Source organism: Brachybacterium massiliense (assembly GCF_900184245.1).
Lineage (GTDB): Bacteria > Actinomycetota > Actinomycetes > Actinomycetales > Dermabacteraceae > Brachybacterium > Brachybacterium massiliense.
Window position 1 is genome coordinate 927,262 of record NZ_FXXB01000008.1, and the last position, 16,815, is coordinate 944,076.

General features: G+C 71.9%; 14 protein-coding genes and 2 pseudogenes. 3 read left to right on the plus strand and 13 right to left on the minus strand.

The features are described from left to right. Positions 1 to 12: 12 nt before the first annotated feature. A complete protein-coding gene (locus BN4251_RS14285) occupies positions 13 to 645 on the plus strand; it encodes a pentapeptide repeat-containing protein (protein WP_245810366.1) in 633 nt (210 codons plus the stop codon). 103 nt (positions 646 to 748) lie between these two features. Here the strand turns inward: BN4251_RS14285 and BN4251_RS14290 are convergent, their stop codons facing one another. From BN4251_RS14290 to BN4251_RS14325, 8 genes and pseudogenes are all read right to left on the minus strand, one after another. Continuing rightward, positions 749 to 1,255 carry a CoA-binding protein gene (locus BN4251_RS14290; RefSeq protein WP_087485716.1) on the minus strand — a complete coding sequence of 169 codons (507 nt, stop codon included), beginning with the start codon at positions 1,253 to 1,255 and terminating at the stop codon, positions 749 to 751. Beyond that, positions 1,252 to 2,646, minus strand: a complete 1,395-nt coding sequence (locus BN4251_RS14295; RefSeq protein ID WP_245810367.1) for an O-acetylhomoserine aminocarboxypropyltransferase/cysteine synthase family protein — start codon at positions 2,644 to 2,646, stop codon at positions 1,252 to 1,254. Before BN4251_RS14295 ends, BN4251_RS14290 begins: the two co-directional genes overlap by 4 nt. After that, a complete protein-coding gene (sfnG, locus tag BN4251_RS14300) occupies positions 2,643 to 3,881 on the minus strand; it encodes a dimethylsulfone monooxygenase SfnG (RefSeq protein WP_087485717.1) in 1,239 nt (412 codons plus the stop codon). The genes BN4251_RS14295 and sfnG overlap by 4 nt, the downstream gene beginning before the upstream one ends. 24 nt (positions 3,882 to 3,905) lie before the next feature. Continuing rightward, complete coding sequence (gene acs / locus BN4251_RS14305; RefSeq protein WP_087485718.1) at positions 3,906 to 5,960, minus strand: acetate--CoA ligase; 2,055 nt, start codon at positions 5,958 to 5,960, stop codon at positions 3,906 to 3,908. Continuing rightward, entirely contained in the window at positions 5,957 to 6,871 is a 915-nt protein-coding gene (locus BN4251_RS14310; RefSeq protein WP_245810368.1) for an ABC transporter permease, read from the minus strand. Before BN4251_RS14310 ends, acs begins: the two co-directional genes overlap by 4 nt. Next, positions 6,868 to 7,908, minus strand: coding sequence for an aliphatic sulfonate ABC transporter substrate-binding protein (locus tag BN4251_RS14315; RefSeq protein WP_087485719.1), 1,041 nt, complete (start codon positions 7,906 to 7,908; stop codon positions 6,868 to 6,870). The genes BN4251_RS14310 and BN4251_RS14315 overlap by 4 nt, the downstream gene beginning before the upstream one ends. Before the next feature lie 25 nt (positions 7,909 to 7,933). Then, positions 7,934 to 8,773 (minus strand): annotated as a pseudogene (locus BN4251_RS14320) (ABC transporter ATP-binding protein); the annotation flags it as partial. 122 nt (positions 8,774 to 8,895) lie between these two features. Further along, entirely contained in the window at positions 8,896 to 9,876 is a 981-nt protein-coding gene (locus BN4251_RS14325) for a GNAT family N-acetyltransferase (RefSeq protein ID WP_087485720.1), read from the minus strand. Between the two features lie 259 nt (positions 9,877 to 10,135). Here BN4251_RS14325 and BN4251_RS19005 point away from each other — a divergent pair. Beyond that, positions 10,136 to 10,288 (plus strand): annotated as a pseudogene (locus BN4251_RS19005) (ABC transporter ATP-binding protein); the annotation flags it as partial. Positions 10,289 to 10,627: 339 nt separating this feature from the next. Here the strand turns inward: BN4251_RS19005 and BN4251_RS14335 are convergent. After that, a complete protein-coding gene (locus tag BN4251_RS14335; protein WP_087485721.1) occupies positions 10,628 to 11,761 on the minus strand; it encodes a glycosyltransferase family 4 protein in 1,134 nt (377 codons plus the stop codon). Positions 11,762 to 11,771: 10 nt separating this feature from the next. After that, entirely contained in the window at positions 11,772 to 12,920 is a 1,149-nt protein-coding gene (locus tag BN4251_RS14340; protein ID WP_087485722.1) for an NAD-dependent epimerase/dehydratase family protein, read from the minus strand. A gap of 146 nt (positions 12,921 to 13,066) precedes the next feature. Between BN4251_RS14340 and folP the strand changes: the two genes are divergently transcribed. Next, positions 13,067 to 14,041, plus strand: a complete 975-nt coding sequence (gene folP, locus BN4251_RS14345) for a dihydropteroate synthase (RefSeq protein WP_087485723.1) — start codon at positions 13,067 to 13,069, stop codon at positions 14,039 to 14,041. Positions 14,042 to 14,188: 147 nt separating this feature from the next. Here folP and BN4251_RS14350 read toward each other — a convergent pair whose 3' ends face one another. The 3 genes from BN4251_RS14350 to BN4251_RS14360 form a co-directional block, all read right to left on the minus strand. Then, entirely contained in the window at positions 14,189 to 14,572 is a 384-nt protein-coding gene (locus BN4251_RS14350; RefSeq protein WP_087485724.1) for a DUF3817 domain-containing protein, read from the minus strand. 428 nt (positions 14,573 to 15,000) lie between these two features. After that, the gene (locus BN4251_RS14355) at positions 15,001 to 15,846 is read right to left on the minus strand and encodes a serine hydrolase domain-containing protein (protein WP_245810370.1); all 846 of its coding nucleotides are present in this window, start codon (positions 15,844 to 15,846) and stop codon (positions 15,001 to 15,003) included. Positions 15,847 to 15,866: 20 nt separating this feature from the next. Continuing rightward, positions 15,867 to 16,691: a serine hydrolase domain-containing protein gene (locus BN4251_RS14360; RefSeq protein ID WP_170931974.1), complete on the minus strand. Its 825-nt coding sequence runs from the start codon at positions 16,689 to 16,691 to the stop codon at positions 15,867 to 15,869. Between the last annotated feature and the right edge of the window lie 124 nt (positions 16,692 to 16,815).

Here is a 16,815-nt window from a genome sequence, read left to right on the forward strand (position 1 = left end):
ACCCGACAGCCCGTGCTCCAGGCGCTCGTCCTGCCCGCGCTCGATCCGGCCGACGGCGAGCAGCTCACCGCCCACGGCCACCACGACGGGCTCCGGCTCGAGGGCGACGATCTCAGCGGTCGTGACCTCTCGGGCACGAGCATCAGCGAGTGCGAGCTGGTGGGCGTCACCGCCCACACCACGGTGCTGCGTCACGCCCGGCTGATCGAGACCCGCTTCGAGCGGCTGAACGCCCCCGTGCTGGATGCCCGCGGCTCCACCTGGCGGGACGTCGAGCTGAGCGGCTCACGGGTGGGGGCGCTGGACGTCGACGACGCCGAGATCCGCTCCACCCGGATCTCCGGCAGCAAGTTCGACTGGATCAACCTGCGCTCGAGCACCCTCGAGGACGTGCTCTTCGAGGACTGCACGATCGAGGAGCTGGACCTCTCGAACGCGACCGCCGCACGCGTCGCGTTCCGACGCTGCCGGGTGGGCAGCCTCCACCTCGCCCACGCCCGGCTCCAGGACGTGGACCTGCGCGCACTGGAGATCGGCGCGATCGGCAACCTCGAGGGCCTGGCGGGAGCGACCCTCGATACCCAGCAGGTCACGCTGCTCGCACCGGCCTTCGCGAGCCACCTGGGGATCCGCGTCGAGGGCTGACGCGCCGCGCACAGTGGAATGGTGCCAGCAGCGGAGAGTGAGCCGACAGCAGAACACGGGCCGAGGTGATCCCCGACCCGCGCCTGATGCCGCGATCCTACGCTCAGCGCCCGCTGAGGCGCTGCTTCCGCGAGCTGATCTCGCCCGTGTTGAACCCGGCCAGGTGCAGGCCGCCGTGGAAGCGGGCGTGCTCGATCTTCACGCAACGGTCCATCACCACGTCGAGCCCGCCGGCCTCGGCGATCGCCGCGGCCTCCTCGTTCCAGGAGCCCAGCTGCAGCCAGAGCGTCTTCGCGCCCACCTCGACCGCTTCCCGGGCCACACCGGGCAGGTCGGCGTCCTTGCGGAACACGTCCACCACGTCGGGCACGACGGGGAGGTCCGCGAGCGAGTCGTACGCAGGGTGGCCGAGGATCGTCTCGGCGCGCGGGTTGACGAAGTACACCTCGTACGGCGAGCTGGACAGCAGGTAGGTGCCCACGAAGTAGCTGGCCCGGGCGGGGTTCGCCGAGGCGCCGACGATCGCGATGCTCCTGGCGCGGCGCAGGATCGCGAGCCGCTCGGGGGCCGACGGCGCCTTCCAGGTGCGCTGGGTGGTCTGCTCGGTCATCGCTGCACTCCCGTCGCCGCCGTGATCGCCTGGTCGAGGTCCCACAGGATGTCCTCGATGTCCTCGAGGCCCACCGAGATGCGGATCAGATCCGCGCGCACACCGCCCGCGGCGAGCTGCTCCGCGGAGAGCTGCTGGTGGGTGGTCGAGGCCGGGTGGATCACCAGGGTGCGGGCATCGCCGATGTTCGCCAGGTGGGAGGCGAGCTGCAGGTTCGCGATCACCGCCTCGCCCGTCGCCCGCGCGGCGGCGGCCTCCTCCTCGTCGGAGGAGAACTCGCCCGTCGGCCGTACGCCGAAGGCGAAGACCGATCCCGGACCCAGCGGCAGGTACTTCTTCGCCCGCTCGTGATGCGGATGGGATTCCAGGCCCGCCCAGGTCACGAACGAGACCCGGGGATCCTCCTCGAGCCACTGCGCGACGGCGCGGGCGCCGGCGAGGTGGGCGTCGATGCGCTGCGGGAGCGTCTCGACGCCCTGCAGCAGCTGGAAAGCGGACTGCGCGGGCAGGGACGGGCCGATGTCGCGCAGCTGCTCGGAGCGCAGCTTGGTGAGGAAGCCGTACTCGCCGAAGTTGTCCCACCACTTGATGCCGCCGTAGGAGGCGACCGGCTCGGTCATGGTGGGGAACTTGCCGTTGCCCCAGTCGAAGCGGCCGGATTCGACCACCACGCCGCCGAGGGTGGTGCCGTGCCCGCCGAGGAACTTGGTGGCGGAGTGGATGACGATGTCCGCGCCGTGCTCGAGCGGACGCACCAGGTAGGGGGTGGCAAGGGTCGCGTCGACCACGAGCGGCACGCCGTGCTCATGCGCCACCTCGGCCAGCCCCTCGAGGTCGGCGATCTCGCCGGAGGGGTTGCCGATGATCTCGACGTACAGGGCCTTCGTCTCGGGCCGGAACGCGGCGCGGTAGTCCTCCGGTTCGGAGGAGGGCACGAAGGTGGTCTCCACGCCGAAGCGGCGCAGGGTGACGTCGAGCTGGGTGACGGTGCCGCCGTACAGCTGCGCGGAGGCGACGACATGATCGCCGACGCCCACCAGCGCGGCGAAGGTGATGAACTCGGCGCTCATCCCGGAGGCGGTGGCGACCGCGCCGATCCCGCCCTCGAGGGAGGCGATGCGCTCCTCGAAGGCGGCGACGGTGGGGTTGCCGATGCGTGAGTAGATGTTGCCGTACTTCTGCAGCGCGAAGAGGTTCGCGGCGTCGGCCGCATCGTCGAAGACGAACGACGTGGTCTGGTAGATCGGGACCGCGCGTGAGCCGTGCTGGGCGTCCGGCGTGCCGCCCGCGTGCAGGGCGCGGGTGCGGAACCCGAAGGTACGTTCAGGAGCGGCGGGCGCCGCTGCCTCAGCGGCCGAGGCGGCGGGGGACGTGCTGGTGGGCTGGCTCATGCGGCGGCTCCTGCCTTGGCCGGGTGATCGGCCGGGAGGGTGTCGAAGGCGGCCTGCGCGGCGTCCTCGGCGGAGACGCCGGGCACGACGGGCAGCAGGTCGGTGTTCAGCTCGGTGCCGCGGGCGCGGGCGAGCTCGGCCTCCTTCTCACGCACGATCGGCAGCACGTCCCGGCCGAAGGCCGCGACCTCCTCGGTGAAGTGGAGGTAGCAGGTGAGCATGAGGTTCACGCCCACCTTCTTGTACTCGATGATGCGATCGGCGATCTCCTCGGGGGTGCCGATCAGGCGGGTCTTGAAGCCGTCGTTGTACTGCACGAGGTCCTCGAAGGAGGAGTCGGCCCACATGCCCTTGCCGTCCTTGGTGGAGGCGCCGGCCTCCTGCACGGACTGGCGGAAGCCCTCGACTGCGGGGCGGTGCGCCTTGGCGACGATCTCGCGCAGCGCCTCCTCGGCCTCCTGGCGGGACTCGCGGGCGATCACGAAGCCGTTCAGGCCGAACTTCGGGGCGCGGCCCGCGGCGGAGGCGGAGGCGAGCACGCCGGCGACGTTCTCCTCATAGCCCTCGAGGGTGCGGCCGTTGGAGAAGTACCAGTCGGCGACGCGGCCGGCGACGTCCTGGGCGGCGGTCGAGTTGCCGCCGAAGAAGATCTCCGGGTGCGGGCGGCCGGGCACGTCCACCGGCTTCGGGTTCAGGGTGAAGTCGTCGATCGCGTAGTACTTCCCGTCCTGGGAGTACCCGTTCTCGGTGAGCAGGCCGCGCAGCGCGGAGATGAACTCCTCGGTGCGCACGTAGCGCTCGTCGTGCTCGAGCCAGGGCAGGCCGAACTTCACGAACTCGTCCTTGAGCCAGCCGGAGACGATGTTCACCGCGGCGCGCCCCTCGGAAAGGTGGTCGGCGGTGATCAGCCACTTGGCGAGCACGCCCGGGTGCCACATGCCGGGGTGGAAGGCGGCGATCACCTTCAGCCGCTCGGTCGCGCCCAGCAGCGCGAGGGAGAAGGCGGAGGCCTCGTGCTGCTTGTCCGCGCCGTAGCTGGCGGCGTAGCGGGTCTGGGTCAGGGCGTACTCGAAGCCGGAGTTCTCGGCGATCTGGGCGAGGCGCTTGTTGTAGGGCAGCTGCCAGTCGGTGCGCTGCTCGATGGTGGAGACGACCAGGCCGCCGGAGACGTTCGGCACCCAGTACGCGAACTTCAGCGGGGTCTCGAAGGTCGAGCGGGGGACGGTGGGGGTCATCGGTTCCTCCTGGGTAGGGGTCGTTCAGGCCTGCGGGGCGACCGCGGGGTCGTCGGCAGGAAGGGCGGTGAGGGCGGCGGCGACCGCGTCGACGGCCTCCGGGTTCTGCAGGGACGTGACATCCCCGAGCGGCCCGGGTGTGCGGCCGGCGCGGCGGTCGCGCTCGGCGTGGACGAGCTGTGCCAGCAGGCGGCGCATGATCTTGCCGGATCGGGTCTTGGGCAGGTCGGGCACCTCGATGACATGCCGGGGCTTGGCGATGGGGCCGATCTCGTGCGCCACCCGGGCCCGCAGCGCAGCCGGGTCCAGCTCCGCGGTCCCGCCGCTGGGCATGAGGAACACGGCCACGGCCTGGCCGGTGAGGGCGTCGTCCACGCCCGCCGCACCGGCCTCGGCGACGGTCGGGTCCGCGACCAGCGCGGATTCGATCTCGATCGTGGACAGGCGATGCCCGGAGACGTTCACGACGTCGTCGAGGCGGCCGAGGATCCAGAAGCAGCCGTCGGCGTCGACCGTCGCGGAGTCCCCGGCGACGTAGAAGCCGCCGTGCTCGCCGCGTCCGGCGTGGTCGCGCCAGTAGGAGTCGCGGTAGCGCTCGGGATCGCCCCACACGGTGCGGGCCATCCCCGGCCAGGGCCGACGGGCCACGAGCGTGCCGGCCACACCGGCGGGCTGCTCGCGTCCCTGCTCGTCCACCACGGCCATGTCGATGCCGGGCAGCGGCACGGTCGCGGAGCCGGGCTTGAGGGTGGTCACCCCCGGCAGCGGCACGAGCATCGAAGCGCCCGTCTCGGATTGCCACCAGGTGTCGATGATCGGCAGCGCGTCGCGCCCGAAGGTGCGGCGGAACCACACCCAGGCCTCGGGGTTGATCGCCTCGCCCACGGTGCCGAGCAGCCGCAGCGTGGACAGGTCGTGCCCGCCGGGCAGCTCGCTGCCGAACCAGGACATGAAGGTGCGGATCAGGGTGGGGGCGGTGTAGTAGACGCTCACCCCGTAGCGCTCGATGATCTCGAGGTGCCGCTCACGGGTGGGCTCGCCCGGGGTGCCCTCGTAGATGACCTGGGTGAGGCCGTTGGAGAGCGGGCCGTAGATCTCGTAGGTGTGGGCGGTGACCCAGGCGAGATCGGCGGTGCACCAGTGGACGTCCTCGGGCCGGGCGTCGAAGTGCGCCCAGTGGGACCAGGAGGCGTGGGTGAGGTATCCGCCGCTGGTGTGGACGAGGCCCTTGGGCTTTCCGGTGGTGCCGGAGGTGTAGATGATGAACAGCGGATGCTCGGCGTCGAAGGCGCGCGCCTCGTGCTCCTCGCTCGCGGCGCCGACGCTCTCGTGCCACCACACGTCCCGGCCCTCGGTCCAGGCGATGTCCAGGCCCGTGCGGCGCACCACCAGCACGTGCTCGAGGTGCGGGAGGTCGCGGGCGGCCTCGTCGGCCGCGGACTTCACCTCCACCGCGGTGCCTCGACGGAACTGGCCGTCGGAGGTGACCAGCAGCTTCGCACGCGTGTCCTCGAGGCGGAAGCGCACCGCCTCGGCGCTGAACCCGCCGAACACCAGCGAGTGCACCGCACCGATCCGGGCGCAGGCGAGCGCGATCACGATCGTCTCGACCAGCACCGGCAGGTACACCACCACCCGGTCCCCGGGGACGATCCCGAGGTCCGTGAGTGCGTTGGCGGCCTGGTGGACGCGGCGCTGGAGGTCCTCGTAGGTCACCGATTCACGGTCCCCGGGCTCCCCCTCGAAGTGGAGGGCGATCTTGCTGCCCTGGCCGGCGCGCACGTGGCGGTCCACGCAGTTCTCGGCGACGTTGAGCCTCCCGCCCACGAACCAGCGAGCTTCGGGGATGCTGAGCTCGCCGGTGGCGGGATCCGGGGTGGGCGGCTGCCACTCGAGGGCGGCGTGCCAGGGCTCGGCCCATTCCAGGCGCCGGGCGGCGTCCTCCCAGAAGCCGAGCGGATCGGCCTCTGCGGTGGCGTAGATGCTCGCGTCCACGTTCCAGTCCCCGGCGGGGGCGGGGTAGGTGCGCGACTCGATCAGCCGCGCCTCCTCGCGAGGGAGAGCCTCTGCAGTGCTCATGTCCACCTCCTCAGCAGCTTCTTCTCGGCGAGGCCCAGCAGGGCGTTGGTCAGGCTGCCCAGCAGGGCCAGCAGCACGATGGCGAGCAGGATGCGGTCCACGCGGCCGTTCTGCTGCGAGTCGTTGAGGATGAAGCCCAGGCCCATCGAGGAGGCGATCAGCTCGGCGGCGACCAGGAACAGCCAGGCCTGGGCGAGCGCGAGGCGCAGCCCGGAGACCACCGAGGGCACCACGGCGGGCAGCTGGATGGTGCGGAAGAGCGACCAGCCGCGCAGGCCGAAGCAGCGCCCGGCCTCGACCAGGTGCGGGTCGATGTGCCGCAGGGCCGCGGCGACGGTGGTGAACACCGGGAAGAACGCACCGATCGCGATCAGCGTGATCTTGGATTCCTCACCGATCTGCAGCCACAGGATCAGCAGCGGCACCCAGGCCAGCGAGGGCACGGCCCGCAGCGCGGCCAGGGTGGGGTTCAGCAGCGCGTCCCCGGCGCGGGAGAGGCCCACCACCGCGGCGACGGCCAGGCCCACCACGGAGCCGATCGCGAAACCGATCAGCACGCGCTGCACGGAGATCGCGATATGCCGGCCCAGCTCGCCGCGCTCGACCAGCTCGGCGGCGGCCTGCAGCACGGTCAGCGGGCCGGGCAGGCGGTAGGCGGGCACCACTCCGGTCGCGGTCACCGCCTGCCAGGCGGCGAGGATCAGCAGCGGCAGCACCGCGCCGGCGGCCAGGCGCACCCCGGTGCGGTCCCAGAACGCCGCGCGGCGGCCGACGGCGGGGGCTGCGCCCCCGGCACCCGACGGGTCGGTCGCGCCCGACGGGTCGGTGACGCCCGTCGGGCCTGCCCCCGTCGGGCCTGCGCCCGTCGCGCCGGTCGGGGCGGGCAGCGGGGTCTCGGTCGAGGCGCTCACTGCGCCTCCACCGCGGCGAGCGCGAAGGCGTCGTGGATGATCTCGGCGCGGGCCTTCTCGACCGCCTCGGCCCCGCCCTGCACGTCCCCGGAGTCGGAGAGCATCGGGGAGATCGCCTCGAGCACCGCGAGCTGGTCCTCGCCGGGCACGCCGGAGACGTCGAGGTTGGAGCGCTCGGTGATCACGGTGCTCGCGACCGCGAGGTCGATCCCGGCGGCGTCGGCGAGCAGCTGGGCGGTCTCCTCGAGATTCGCCAGCGCCCAGGTGCGGGCCTGCTCGTAGGCGTCGACGACCACCTGGGCGACGTCCGCGTGGTTCTCGATGAAGTCCTCGGTGGCGTTGAGGAAGCCGTAGGTGTTGAAGTCGACGTTGCGGTACACCAGCTGCGCACCGGACTCGACCTCGGCCGCGGCCATGATCGGGTCCAGCCCCGACCATGCCTCGACGCTGCCGCCCTCGAGGGCGGAGCGGCCGTCGGCGTGCTGGAGCGGCTGGAGTTCGACGTCGGCGATGCTCAGATCGGCCTCGGCGAGGGCCTGGACCAGGAAGAAGTACGGGTCGGTGCCGGGGGTCGCGGCGACGGCGCGGCCCGCGAGGTCAGCGGGGCCGGTGATGTCGCTGCCCTCGCCCACCACGAGCGCGGACCACTCGGGCTGGGAGTAGATGTCGATGACCTTGATCGGGGAGCTGTTGGCGCGGGCCAGCAGCGCGGCGGAGCCCGCGGTCGAGGCGATGTCCGCCGAGCCCGAGCGCAGGAACTCGTTGGCCTTGTTGGAGCCGGCAGACTGCACCCACTCCACGGTCACGGAGTCGCCGAGCGCGGTCTCGATCAGCTTCTGGTCACGGATCACGAGGCTGAGCGGGTTGTAGGTGGCCCAGTCGAGGGTGAGCGTGCCGGTGCTCCACTCCCCCTCGCCACCGGCGCCGGAGCCGGTGCTCTCGGAGCCCTCGCCCGGGACGCAGGCGGCCAGTCCCATCCCGGCCACGGCGCTGAGTCCGAGGGCGGTGGCGGTGCGGCGGCTGATGCGGTGGGTCATGAGGGGATCTCCGTGGGTGTGGTGGGCCCTCGAGCAGGTGGGCGCGCAGCTCGGCGAGGGTGTGGTCGGCGCGGTCGCGGGGGCGGGTGCCGGGCACGTCGACCACGCGGGCGAGGGAACATGCACCGGGTCCCTCCTCGCGAAGGGAGCGCAGCAGCAGCACCCGGTCGGCGAGGTACAGCGCCTCCTCGACGTCATGGGTGACGACCAGGACGGTGGTGGGCTCGGCGGCGTGGATCTCCAGCAGCAGGTCCTGCATGCGCAGCCGGGTGAGGGCGTCGAGCGCGCCGAAGGGCTCGTCCAGCAGCAGCACCTCGGGGCTGCGGGCGAGGGCCCGGGCGAGCGAGGCGCGCTGGGCCATGCCGCCCGAGACCTCGCGGGGGCGCAGGTCCGCGGCGTGCTCGAGGCCGACGAGCTGCAGCAGGTGCCGCACCCGGTCGCGGCCCGCGGCGCGGTCGGTGCCGCGGGGCAGGCCGAGGGCGACGTTCTTCTCGAGTGTGCGCCAGGGCAGCAGGCGCGGCTCCTGGAAGGCGACGGCGGTGCGGTGGTCGGTGCCCGCCAGGGCCGTGCCGCCGATCCGGATCACTCCCGAGCTGGGGCGGTCCAGGCCTGCGATCAGGCGCAGCAGGGTGGACTTGCCGCAGCCGGAGGGGCCCACCACGGCGACGATCTCGCCCGAGCCGAGCTCGACGTCGAGGCCGCGCAGCACGTCGTGCCGGCCCTGGGCCACGTCGAAGGAGCGGGCGACCTGGTCCAGGCGCACCCCATGCGGACGCCCGCGCGCAGGGGGCGCGTCGGCGTCGGTCCCGGGATCCGATGACCCCCGGGCAGGACCGTGAGCGGGTGCGGTGGCGGTGCTGGTCATGTCGCCGATCATGACGGCGCGGACGGAACCGACGCCAGAATCGCGTCATAAGCCGTCATAGTCACCGCCCGAAGATGACGAGCGGACGACAGCGTGCGAAGCAGGTCACATGCCGGGGACTCTCAGGCCGGCGGCAGCTCGCCCTCGAGGATGCTCAGCACGTCCGCCTCGCGGAAGCCGAGCGAGCGGTTCAGGGCGAGCATGGGGGCGTTGTCGAGGGCGGTGTAGGTCTGGATCCAGCGGGCGCGCGCGAGCTCGGGCACACCCGCGAGGTTCTCGAGGTTCGCGAGCTTGAGGGCCCGGCCGATGCCGCGGCCGCGGTGGGCGCGGTCCACGAGGGTGTCGTCCTGCGTGATGATCTCGGGGTCGTGGCGGCTGACCAGGATCTCGGTGTACCCCACCGCGAGGCCCGCGTCATAGGCGAGGGCGCGCACGAGGGTCCAGCCCTGTGCGTCCATGCGCCGCTCGGTGCGTCGGAGCGCCTCGACGTCGCTGCGCGGTGCGGGCCGGGTGAGGTCCCCCATCGGTACGTCGGCCTCCATCTGTGTGTTCAGCCGCGCCCAGTCCTCGAGCAGCTCCTCGGGGCAGGCGCCCCGCCAGGTGCGCACGGTGATGCCAGGCCCCGCAGCCGACGGGGCGGGGTGCGCAGCGGCCGGGTCGAGCGGCAGGTCCCGCAGCATCCGGTGCTCCTGGTTCCCGAGCCGCAGGCCCTGCGCGAGGGAGAAGGCCACACCGGCCTCGCTGTAGGTCTCGGCCTGGACGATCTCGGCATGCCCGGCGAGCGCCTCGCGCACGGCGGCGGCGAGCGCCGTGCCCACGCCGCGGCGCCGGTGCGCCGGGAGCACGGAGATCTCGACCTCGGCGGGGTCTCCGGGATCGACCTCGGCGCCGGCCGCGCCGACCCTCTCCCCGTCGATGCTCGCCACCAGCAGCACCGAGCGCCGTGCGGGCTTCGGATCGGCGAAGCGGGCGAGAGTGGTCTCGTCGCTCGCCCACCAGGCGGCCTCGCGCCCGGCGTTGAACCCCTCTCCGAGCAGGGTGTTCCAGGCGAGCAGGGCCTCGCGGTCGGTGGGGTCCACGGGCGTGATCCGGACTGTGCTCATCGCGCCATCCCATCATGGCGAGGCCTCAGCGCCCCAGCGATTATCCGGCCGGCTCCCGCACGGGGCCGCGTGCGCTCGAGAGAACTCGACAGAAGGAGAGAGCTCAGCGCCCCAGGCGGTGCTCGAGGGAGGCCTTCACGCCGCTCCACTCGCGGGCACGCCGCGCCCGCACCGGCCGGCGGTCGTGGCCCCGGACCCCTCCGCGCTGCAGCTGGTGTACCAGAACCCGCTCGCAGCGCTCGACCCGCGATGGAAGGTGGTGGACCTGGTCGCCGAGCCGCTGCGGATCGCCGGGACCGGTCGCGCCGCCGCCCGCGCCCGGGCCCTCGAGCTGCTGGCACGGATGGGGATCGACGAGGCGGCCGCCGCGCGGCGGATCGGCCGGCTCTCGGGCGGGCAGCGTCAGCGCGTCGCGATCGCGCGGGCGCTGATCCTCTCCCCCTCCACGCTGGTGCTCGACGAGCCCACCTCCGCTCTCGATGTCACCGTGCAGGCGCGGATCATCGACCTGCTGTTCACGCTCCGTGAGAGCGATCCGGCGCTGACCATGGTGTTCATCTCGCATGATCTGAGCCTGGTGCGGCAGATCAGCGACTCGGTGACCGTGTTGCAGCGGGGCCGGGTGGTGGATCAGGGGCCCGCCGAGCAGGTCTTCGCCGCGCCCAACTCCCCGTACACGCGCGGGCTGATCGAGGCGATCCCGCGGGCGGCAGGTGCCGGGTGGGGAGCGCCGGCCGGAGGGGGTGCCGGGTCAGCGCCCGGCGCCCGCCCGGTGCTTCTCGATCGCCATCTCGTAGTAGCGCAGCAGATCGTCCGAGGCGTTCTCCCAGGAGAACTTCTCCGCCTCGGCCCGTGCCTCGGCACGGATCGCGGCGCGCCGCTGCGGATCCGCGAGCCGATTCAGCGCCGCATCCAGGGTCGAGTCATCACCCGAATCCCACAGCAGCCCGTTGACCCCGTCGGTGACCTGCTCCATCGTCGGCCCCGAGCGGGCCGCGACCACCGGGAGCCCGGAGGCCATCCCCTCGAGGATCACCAGGCCGAGGGTCTCGGTGACGGAGGGGAAGATGAACCCGTCGGCGCTCGCGAAGGCGCTCGCGAGCTCCTCGCCCTGCATGAAGCCGGGGAACAGGGTCGAGGTGCCGGCGAACATCTGCTCCAGCTCGCGCCGGAACGGGCCGTCGCCCACGATCGCGAGGGCCACGTCGTCACGCCGCTGCATCAGCGGGCGCAGGCGGTGGATCTCCTTCTCCGCGGCGAGGCGCCCCACGAACACCAGCAGCTTCTTCTCCGGATGCCCCTCGGTGAGGCGCTCGCGCATCTGGGCGGAGGCGAAGTCCGGATGGAAGGCCTTCGTGTCCACGCCGCGCCGCACCACGTGGAGGTCCTCGATGCCCTGGGAGGCGAGCTCGGCGCGCATCGTCTCGGAGGTGGCGATGTTGATGTCGGCCAGGGCATGGTTGCGCCGGATCTGCCACCACACCGGGCGCTTGCCCCACGACCACGCCCTGTACAGGTCCAGGTAGCGGGGGATGTGGGTGTGATAGCTCGCGACCAGCGGGATCCGCTGGCGGTGCGCGGCGAACGCCCCCGAGGAGGCCAGCAGCAGCGGCTGCGCGGCATGGACCACGTCCGGGTGGAAGCCGCGGATGATGCCGTCCACGGTGGGGTTGGGCAGCGTGAAGCGCCGATGCTTGTAGAACGGCAGGGTCACGGGCCTGACCCCCACCACCCGCGCGCCGTGATGCTCGGTCACGCCGAGCTCCGGAGCGATGACCATGACCTCGTGGCCGAGATCCCTGAACCGTTCGACGGCGTGGCGCAGGCGCGTCACCACGCCGTCGACGGAGGGCAGGAAGGTCTCCGTGACGATCGCGATCTTCACGGGGTGGCGGTCACTTCCAGGTGACGGTGGGCATGACCAGCTCGCGCTTGACTCGGTCGGTGTTGTTCATCGCGACCTTGAGCACCTCGGCGAGGTGCTCGTCGGTGAGCAGGTGCGGCTCCAGGCCCAGCGAGAGCAGGGTGGTGTTGACCGCGTTGTAGTAGTGGTCGTACTTCTCCACGCGCGGGTTCTCCATCGAGGAGATCGCCACCTCGTTGCCGAGATCCGCGGCGACCTTCTGCACCTTCTCGGCCAGCTCCTTGACCGAGAACTGCTCGGTGAACTGGTTGTAGACCCGGAACTCGCCACGGTCGGCGGGGTTCTCGCAGGCGATCTCGATGCAGCGCACCGTGTCCTGGATGTCAAGGTAGCCGCGGGTCTGGGAGCCGTTGCCGTAGACGGTGAGGTCGTGGCCGATGGCCGCCTGGATGATGAAGCGGTTCAGGGCGGTGCCGAACACGGCGTCGTAGTCGAAGCGGTTGACCAGACGGGGATCCAGACGGGTCTCGTCGGTCTCCAGGCCGTAGACCACGCCCTGGTTCAGATCGGTGGCGCGGATGCCCCAGATCTTGCACGCGAACATGATGTTGTCGCTGTCGTGCACCTTGGTGAGGTGGTAGAACGAGCCGGGCTGCTTGGGGTAGGGCAGGCGGTCCTTGCGGCCCTTGTGCTCGATCTCGATCCAGCCCTCTTCGATGTCGATGTTCGGCTGGCCGTACTCGCCCATGGTGCCGAGCTTGACGAGGTGGCAGTCGGGGGCGAAGTCCTTGATCGCCCACAGCACGTTCAGGGTGCCCTCGATGTTGTTGCGGTGGTTCTCGATCGCGTGCTCGCGGTCGATCATCGAATAGGGCGCGGAGCGGTGCTCGGCGAAGTGCACGAACGCCTCGGGCTGGGTCTCCTGGAAGACCTTGGAGACCGCCTCGTAGTCGGTGAGGTCCGCGATCTCGACGGCGATGTCCTTGCCGGAGACCTCCTTCCACACCTTCACGCGCTCCTCGAGCGGGAGGATCGGGGTGACCGAGTTCGAGCCGAGCTCCTCATCGATGTCGCGACGCACCAGGTTGTCGACGATCGTGACCTCATGCCCCTTCTGCGAGAGGTACAGGGCAGTGGGCCAGCCGCAGAATCCGTCTCCGCCGGCGACGACGATCTTCATCTCGTGAGTCCTCCATCAAGTCGAGGGCCGGCGTGCGAGGTACAGCGCAGCCGGATTGTGCACGTTCTTGTCAGCTCTTAACGTAGTGCAGGTCGGACAGCCCTCAAAGACGGGCGGACCCGGCCTGAACTGCGGAGGAACGGACCATGAACAACGCTGACGGCGAGGGCTCGACAGGCCGCTCCCCCGGGTCGGATTCCACTGTAGCCCGCGTCTCCGACGCGATGCTGGATGGTTCGGCGTCCGCCGCGGACGGCCTCTCGTGCGCGCCCCGCCCGCTGCCGGACACCACCCGCCGGGTGCTGGTGATGGCGATCGTCAACCGCACCCTCGACTCCTTCTTCGACGAGGGCCGCACCTGGGGCCTCGAGGCAGCGGTCGCCGCCGGACTCGACGCAGGCCGGGCAGGCGCGGACCTGATCGACGTGGGCGGGGTGAAGTTCGCGCCCGGCGACCCGCTTCCCGCGCACGAGGAGGCCGAGCGCGTGGTCCCCGTGATCGCCGCACTGCGCCGCGAGCTGCCCGCGCACGTGCTGCTCTCGGTGGACACCTTCCACGCCTCCGTCGCCGAGGCCGCGATCGACGCCGGCGCGGACCTGATCAACGACACCACCGGACTCTCGGACCCGCAGATGGCGGAGACGGTCGCGAAGACCGGGGCCTCGCTCGTGATCACCCATTCCGCGGCCAGGCCCCGCGAGCCGCTGCCCCGCCCGCAGTACAGAGATGTGGTCGCCGAGGTGCGCAACTTCCTCGGCGAGCGCCTCGAGCGGGCCCTCGCCGCGGGCATCCCGCGCGAGCGGATCGTGCTGGATCCGGGGCCGGACCTGAACAAGTCCACCGTGCAGACCCTCGAGCTGCTGCGCGGGTTCGAGCAGTACGCCTCCTTCGGCCTGCCGCTTCTCGCGGCGCTGTCGCGCAAGGACTTCGTGGGAGAGTCGCTGGGCCTGCCCAAGGAGGAGCGCCTCGAGGGCTCGCTCGCCGCGGCGGCCTGGACCATCCAGCACGGCGCGCGCCTGCTACGAGTGCACGACGTCGCCTCCACGGTGCGCCTGGTGCGCATGCTCGAGGTGCTCGCCGGCTGGCGCGACCCCGCAGGCCCCCTGGTCCACAACGCCTGACGGCACCGCCCGGCGGGGTCCCCTGACCACGGCCGCGCTCAGTCCGCCACGCCCTCCATCCGGCCACGCCCCGATAAGTACCGCTGAGGTGGAACCTTTTGGCTCGTGGCCAGCGGCACTGCACGGGCCGTGGCCGGTGCGCCTGGTTCAGCGGCGGTTCAGGCGCCCGGTGCGGTGGAGCCAGATCTCGAGCGGCACGGTGACCAGGGGCGGGATCGCAGCGAGCAGGGCCAGCAGCGCGACCCACCACTTCCAGCGCAGCGAGATCGCGGCCACGATGGTCATCGCCACGTAGAGCATGAACGCCCCGCCGTGGAGGCGGCCGAACAGCCACACGCCCATCTCGGTGGTGCCGGTGACGTACTTCAGGAACATCCCCACCAGCAGTCCGGCCCAGGTGAACGCCTCGAAGAAGGCGACGACGGCGAAGAGGACACCGATCGGCGAGCGCGGCGCCCTGGAGGAGTCGGCCGAGCTCGCGAGGATCCCGTCGGCAGCCTGGGTGAGGGGATCGGTGGCGGGGGTGGTCATCGGGGTCCGGCTCCTGGCGTGACATGGCAAGTCGTGGCGAGGTCACCCTAATTGGCGCGGACAAGGGGTGGCCTGGTCAGTGAGGGTGAGAGGCGTCTCCTGCACCGTGGCACCGCGGCACCGCGGCACCTCGCCCGCCGTGGCTCTGCTGGCGCCACGCGACGAAACGTGCCACTGAGATGGAACCTTTTGGCTCGTGGTTGCGAGCGGCGGCGTGCGATTGCGGGCGGTGGCGCACGGCGGCGAGCGGCAGCGTGCGATGGCGCGCGGCTGCGGGCGGTGGCGTGCCACTGCTCGGATCGGGGCCACGTGACGGGAAGTACCAGTTCCGTGGAACCTTCTGCCCAGCGGCCGGGGAAATGCCAGCAAGGACCCCGCCACCCGGGAACCCGCCACCCGGGGCCCTGGCACCGGGGACGCAGCGCGGCTCAGCCGGCATGCGCCTCGAGCACGGCGTCGGCGAGGCGGGGCATGACCTCGCGGTGGGCGTCGCAGAAGTCGTGGGAGGTGCCCACCACGAGGGCGAGGTCCGCGACGGGGTCCACCCAGAAGGCGGTGCCGCGCATCCCGAAGTGCCCCATAGTCGCCTCGCTGTTGGCGCGGCCCGTCCAGTGCGGTGACTTGCTGCCGCGGATCTCGAGGCCGAGCCCGAAGGGGTTCGGCTCCTGCTTCCCGAAGCCGGGCATGATGCCCACCAGCTCGGGGAACTGGACGCGGGTCAGCTCGGCGTACCAGCGCGGCTCGAGCAGGGTGGGTCGCAGCAGCTCAGCAGCGAACAGGGCGAGATCGGTGAGCGCCCCGTGCGCGCCCACCGAGGCCGAGCCGCTCCACTCGAGGCCGTCCATGCCGAGCGGATCGGCGATCCGGTCCCAGATCCAGTCGCCGAAGTCCCGGCCGAGCGCCCGCTCCAGGTGGCGGGCGGCCTCGTCGATGCCGTAGTTGGAGTAGTGGCGGCGCAGCCCGGGTGCCTGGAGGGTGCCCTCGGACTCATAGAAGTAGCCGGAGGCGTGGGAGAGCAGATGGCGGAGCGTCGCGCCGGGCGGTCCGGCCTCGTCCGCGAGGTCGGCGCGTCCCTCCTGCAGGGCGAGGACCGCGCCGTATCCGGTGAGGGTCTTGGTGACCGAGCGCCAGGGGCGGATCCGCGTGACGTCGCCGCGCCGCTCCCGCTCCCCCTCGGGGCCGAGCACGATCGCGGCGGCCTCAAACCCGAACTCGTCGAGCAGGTCCAGCGCCCTCGCTGCACCCCTCGCTGCACCGTTCGCTGCAATGTTCACAGCACCGCTCACGGTGCCGCTCAGCCCGCGTCGCCGAAGCGCTCGAGCAGCGCGTCGGTCACGCCCGGCCAGATGCGCACGTGGTCGGGGCCGAAGCTCTGCTCGCCGAGGAAGGCGGCGGTCAGGCCGCGCACCGGGTCCACCCACAGGAAGGACCCGGCCTGGCCGAAGTGGCCGAAGGTCTGCGGCGAGGAGTGCGCGCCGGTCCAGTGGGGGTCCTTCTCGCCGCGGATCTCGAAGCCGAGACCCCAGTCGTTGGGCTTCTGCCTCCCGTAGCCGGGCAGGATCCCGGACAGTCCCGGGAACTGGACGCTGGTCGCCTCGCGCCAGAGCTCCTCGGGGATCAGGGTGGGGGCGAGCAGCTCGCGGCCCACCGCCAGCAGGTCGCGGAGGGAGCCGCGGTAGCCGGCGGCCGGGGAGCCGCTCACCTCGAGGTCCACCAGGTCGAGGCCGGAGATGACGGTCTGCTCCATCCAGTCGGCGTAGTCGTAGCCGGTGGCGTCCTCGAGGTGCGCGGCGAGCACCTCGAAGCCGGTGTTGGAGTAGATGCGCCGGGCGCCCACGGCGCCCACGATCTCGTCGCCGTCGAAGGCGTAGCCGGCGGTGTGGGCGAGCAGGTGGCGCACTGTCGCGCCCTCGGGCCCGGCGGGCTCGTCGAGGTCGATCAGCCCGCGGTCCACGGCGATCAGCGCACCGAGCGCGGCCAGGGGCTTGGAGACGCTGGCGAGGTCGAAGACGCGGGTGGGATCGCCCTGGGTGTGCAGGGTGCTCTCCGCGTCGGACACCCCTAGGGCGTGCGCGGCGTCGAGGTCGACGGGGATCACGGGCGGCGTCTCGGTCTCCACGCTCCCCAATATGGCACACGGCAGGAGGAGGACCCACGGTGGGCACACGGCGCACAGCAGCCCGCGGCAGCGTGCGGCAGCCCCCGCACACGCCCACCGCGCGGCCGCGACCTTCACCACCCCT